Raw genomic sequence first — 5228 nt, 5'->3', positions numbered from 1 at the left:
TGGCAAAAAAGCGAATAATTTGCCTGAATTTTGCTTCTGCGATTCTTGAATGGGAATAGTATCTATTTTTTGCTTTCATATAAGGAAGTTACCATACTTTTTAATATGCTTAACTTCCTAAGCCCCTTAATATTTATACTCAAATTCTAACTTTGACTGTTCCTCAGCTGGAAACTGAATATCTTGAAGAATTCAGTAACCCGCATTCTTTTGGTAGTCAGCAGACACCTAATCTACCATTTGTTAAATCATTTTTTCACCAGCTTGACCAACGAGTGCGGGAACATCCAAATCCCTTTCAGACGTTAAATCATTATTCAATCTGGCTGTGGCATATTTGCATGCTGATAACGTCAGCACGGCCGAGTGAGTCCTTCCCTCCCAATCTGGATTATATTGACCTTGATAACCAATTGATGGCTGTTGCAGATAAAGAGCAGCGTTATTCGGGCACCATTGGACGATATCTACCATTTAACGATTATCTTCGTGATGAAATACAGCATTACCTAAAATATTTAAAATACTTTCTCCACCTCACAAAGGCCTATCTGTCCAATGAACAAGTACAAGCAATCCATGAGGTCTTCGAGGGTGAACGCCCCTTTCTATTATTTTACGATCCACAAGGATATATCCGAAATTTAGAACTTTCTGATATTCAAAAATACTGCACAGAAATAGCTCTTCAGCGCAATTGGACTCGCCATTTCGCTCGCTATTTTTTTGCACAGCACTGCGATGAAGATATGCTGAATGGCATCTTTGGTCACGATGGGCCCATGCAGGAACTTTTTGACCGCTATTCGGGTTTTCAGGCAACCGATTACGATCACATTCGAGCAGCGCAAGACAAGCTGGTCGGACTCTTAAAGCTTAAAAGTATGTCTACATTTAACGGATTCCTGATTGAATGAGTAAACACCCACACTCCCTCAAAAGAATAAAAAAGCATAGAAAAAACAAAGCCTTTCTTCTGAACTTGTTTAGTGAGAAATGTATAGAACTGACGCCTGAGAACTATTCGGAAATTTGTCGTCAAGTTGATAATCAGCTTTTAGAACACTGTAAGTCAAACATCCGTAGCTATCAGATGGCACGTATAGAATTTGCTAAATATATCAAGCGCTTTAATCTTTCATCGAATCAGTACTATCCAGTGCCTGCCGCTCCCGTAAGGTACGAAAGGTCTCTGCCACTACAAAATATTGAAACCTTAAAACATGGTAAAAAAGTTACTCAATTTGCCCAAAATATGATTGCTTACTGGACAAAACGAAATGACTTCAGTCCCACCCAATCTCTTGGCTTTTGTTTGATCAGTTCAATATTATTTAATGGCATTTATAACCATGCCGAATTGCAATTTTTTTTAAAAATCATTTTAAAAACAAAGAAATTTCAAAGTTTTTTAAACCTAAATCATATGGTAACACTCGAAATCCCGAACCGGAATTTCGGTAATCAGCGTATAAATGACCCTGATTTTTCAGTCAGCTATACAAAAACGTTTGTGCTACACGACATTGTGAAATGCTGGATCTACAGACTAAAACATCAAAAATTTGATTTATTTTCGGATATTGAAGATGCAGAACATCTGATTAACGCTTGTATTATTGAATGCTTCCCTGAGGAAAAGGTGCGTTGTAAAGACCTGTTAAAATACGGTTTTTACTATACACAGTTCCTGAAAAACAGCGGGCTGGATCAAATGTCCATTTGTATCTTAAAAAATGAAATTTATAGTTCCAGTCCTCTTGAAAAACAATTAGCAGCTTATTTTCTTCAGCCTGAACCCACGCCTACCCATACGATTCAGAAAGTTTATGAGAACCCTCAGAACCAGTCTACAGTCACTATTGCATTAGATATAGCCGATATTTTAGTAGAAATACGTCAAGCTATTCGTGCAAAAAACTATAGCGATCAACTCATAGAATTATATGCTAAAGAACAATCTCCAGCCTTGGAACGTTTGCTGCTGTGGAGCATTCTACGCTCAAAATTAACGGAACCTCAACTGGACCTTCTCAATCATATTATTCAGCAGCAGCAACGATTTAAGCGCAAGCTTATACGTGCAGATTTTCAGCCGCTCAAGCAAAGTTCTCTGAAGACCATGTTTTCACAGTTTGCAGTCCATTGGCTGCAGGCAACGCAAGACAAAGATATTTCATCATTTTCAGATGCTGATTTTGAAGATCTGTATGGAGAAATGCTTCTATTAAAGAAAGAAACAACTAGAGCAACTCTACAAAAACGTCTACAGGAGTTTCATCACAAACAGACCTTATTTTTTAACGCACCCACTGTTGATCTGGATAATTTAATCCAGGTAAAAATCTGCAGAACCGCATTGATCTCGCCCCATATTTTTCACCACATGCTAGAGCAGCTCGAAAATACTCAAAATATTTCGATTCAGGATAAAAATATATTTAAACTGATTTTTATTTTGGGGTTCAGAGTCGGACTACGGATCAATGAAACATTGAATATCTTCGTACGTGATCTATTTATTAGTGAAGATGCTGTGATAATCACTATTCGCAACAATCGCAATAAAAATCAAAAAAGCTACTCAGCTTACCGCAAGATTCCCCTGCATCATCTACTTAAAGCCGACGAATTACATGCATTTAAAACATATAGTCAGAATAGAAAACGTCTGCTAAAAGAACAAGGAAAATCAGTTGCACAACCGCTGTTTTTAAAACAGTCCTTAGAAGAAACTCATGAAAATGAAGTGAATTCCCTATTGAAACAATTGATCCAGCCAGTTTTTGGAGAACACAATTTTACTTACCATAGTCTGCGCCATTCTGCATTTAATCATCTTTACCTGATTTTAAAAAACTCAACACTTTCAGATGCATTTACTGACTATAGCCCACATGAGCAATTACGTATCCGTTATGCATTGTTGCGAAACAGAAATACTCAGCAAACCTGGTATGCACTTTCTCATTTTGCCGGGCACCTAACCCCTGACACGACCTGTTCAAGCTATCTGCATTTAATGCATCTGGCAATTAGCTACCAGCTGAATCAAATGCACAGCCCACTTCCTAAAGAAGCCTATTTTAATATTCTGAAACATGATGATGCTATTAAATATCCTGTTCAGCAACGGGCGATCAAACAGTTTTTATTTGATCAACTCACTAAAGACCGTTACAGGCAACATGATCATCAATATAAACCAGAACAACAGAAATCGCCTGATTCACTGATGCTAGGAGCTCATGACTCAGAGATGACTTTTGAACTATTGCATCACATTCTTGCAGTAGAAAAAGAACAAGACCTTCTGTTACCTGAAGCCATTCCTTTGCAAATCGCGCAAAAATTACGTGCCAGAGCCGTGCATTTAAAAACCTCCTGTGTAAACCAAAAAAAATCATCGAAGTTATTTACCACAGATTTTTTAAGGAAAACTCCTGCTGCATTAGTTACCATGTTGCCAACCAATCACGAGGAGAAAAAGGTCATTCACCATGTCCAGGAGCGTTATGCAAATGTACAAAGTAAATATAAAAAACAGCTTCATACGATCTACTCAATTTATCTTGAAAAAGTTCAGCCCAATTCAGCCCAGTTAATTTTTGAACTGAATGAAAAACGGCAACTGAAGAAACTTCTTTCTTTTATTCATAGCTTATTTCCCAAAAAATATCTTCATTTAGAACTCTCTCAGCAGAGCAAGACAGAGCTCAAAAAGACATTACAGGATTTAACATTACGGCCAGAAAACTTCAGCCTGAATGAAAATGAAAGGCGAATTAAGTTCTGCTTCAAGGGTAAAGATGCAAAAGCACTTGGGGTATTCAAGTTACTGATGTATCTCATGATAGTTTCTCATCCTTAAGCTGTTTGTAATAAAAATTTTAACTCTGAGAAACGATAATCAAATAGTATAAACTCTAGATATCAGCAACGTCTGAAACAGAGATCAGTCATGCATAAAACACCAGAAAAAATTGCAAAACAAAAAAAGGTATTAGCTAAAGCTGTTTTATCATCTGCAAATCAACTTGGTTTGACACAGAGCCAGCTTGCTATCGTTCTCAATTTAGATTCAGTGGAAACTTTAAATTCGCTTGAGTTAGATCCCGATTCAAGTCAGGGAGAACTCGCAATTATTTTAATTCGTATTGCGATATCACTAGATGCTCTAACAGGTGGAGAGGCTAAATGGATGCAGCATTTTATGAAGTCACCAAATAAGCTAACCAAAGGCATTCCGATAAAACAGATTCAGACTACTCAGGGATTAGCTACTGTATTAAACGTAGTCGAAGGACTTCGGCTTCAGGGTAAATATTAAGAAATACAAAGCTTCATTACACAGAAAATTAAAAGTCATAATTTTGTCTAATAATTCAAATTCAAGGTATAAGAAGTTCCTCTTCTCAAGAGGTATACAACTGCCTCATTATTGAGAACTGTCATACATATATGGATGAACCGTACCGGCATTTAAAAACTGACCCCCTTGGTTAATATAGCGGTCATTTTGGACTGCTCAACATGTTAACTTTGGAGCAAGCAGTGACAATCCAAATACTTCATCAGCAAGGTAAATCTATTAAAGCCATTAGTCGTGAACTGGGGGTGTCCCGAAATACCGTACGTAAATATTTACGGCAGAAGGAAACACCTCAGTATCGGCGTACACAACCTAGAACAAGTATTCTTGATCCATATAAACCCTATTTACTCAAACGTGTAAACGCAGCTCATCCTGAATGGATTCCTGCTGTTGTGCTCTACCAGGAAATTTTAAGGGGCACTGTTGCAAATAACCACGAATGGTAAGCTGAAGACTGTTTTAGCTAAAGGTGCAGCATATGAATCCTTTCCATGGTCGGCATTTTCAGGGCGAAATCATTCTTTGGGCTGTGCGCTGGTATTGTAAATATGGCATTAGCTATCGTGAACTGCAGGAAATGCTGGCCGAACGGGGTGTGAATGTTGATCACACGACTATTTACCGTTGGGTTCAACGTTATGCTCCTGAAATAGAAAAACGTTTACGCTGGTATTGGCGTAATCCTACAGATCTGAGCTCGTGGCATATTGATGAAACCTATGTAAAAGTGAATGGACGATGGTCTTATCTGTATCGTGCAGTCGATCAACGTGGCGATACCATTGATTTTTATCTTTCTTCTAGACGTAATACCAAATCAGCATATTGTTTTCTTGGAAAAATTTTAAATAAT

At 37.7% G+C, this 5228-nt stretch carries 2 protein-coding genes and 4 pseudogenes; 5 read left to right on the top strand and 1 reads right to left on the bottom strand.

Translation table 11 applies throughout. The annotated features are described in order from the left end of the window. Positions 1-79: pseudogene (locus tag FTU36_RS16280) on the bottom strand (IS1595 family transposase); the annotation flags it as partial. Between the two features lie 46 nt (positions 80-125). Between FTU36_RS16280 and FTU36_RS16275 the strand changes: the two are divergent. The 5 genes and pseudogenes from FTU36_RS16275 to FTU36_RS16255 all read left to right on the top strand — a co-directional run. Then, positions 126-917: pseudogene (locus FTU36_RS16275) on the top strand (hypothetical protein); the annotation flags it as partial. After that, on the top strand, positions 914-3871 hold the full coding sequence (locus FTU36_RS16270) for a site-specific integrase (RefSeq protein WP_180053488.1): 2958 nt from the start codon (positions 914-916) through the stop codon (positions 3869-3871). The pseudogene FTU36_RS16275 and the gene FTU36_RS16270, both read left to right, overlap by 4 nt. Before the next feature lie 90 nt (positions 3872-3961). After that, complete coding sequence (locus FTU36_RS16265; RefSeq protein ID WP_104488357.1) at positions 3962-4330, top strand: MbcA/ParS/Xre antitoxin family protein; 369 nt, start codon at positions 3962-3964, stop codon at positions 4328-4330. 203 nt (positions 4331-4533) lie between these two features. Further along, a pseudogene (locus FTU36_RS16260) lies at positions 4534-4788 on the top strand (helix-turn-helix domain-containing protein); the annotation flags it as partial. Positions 4789-4853: 65 nt separating this feature from the next. Beyond that, positions 4854-5228 (top strand): annotated as a pseudogene (locus FTU36_RS16255) (IS6-like element IS1006 family transposase); the annotation flags it as partial.

Source organism: Acinetobacter sp. YH12096 (assembly GCF_013419215.1).
GTDB lineage: Bacteria > Pseudomonadota > Gammaproteobacteria > Pseudomonadales > Moraxellaceae > Acinetobacter > Acinetobacter amyesii.
The sequence above is the reverse complement of the archived record's forward strand: the minus strand, read 5'-3'. Positions and strand labels throughout refer to the sequence as shown.

What these genes read in the sequence shown, in the direction of transcription:
- FTU36_RS16270 (WP_180053488.1), top strand. Translation starts at nt 914, where the DNA reads ATGAGTAAACACCCACACTCCCTCAAAAGAATAAAAAAGCATAGAAAA.
- FTU36_RS16265 (WP_104488357.1), top strand. Translation starts at nt 3,962, where the DNA reads ATGCATAAAACACCAGAAAAAATTGCAAAACAAAAAAAGGTATTAGCT.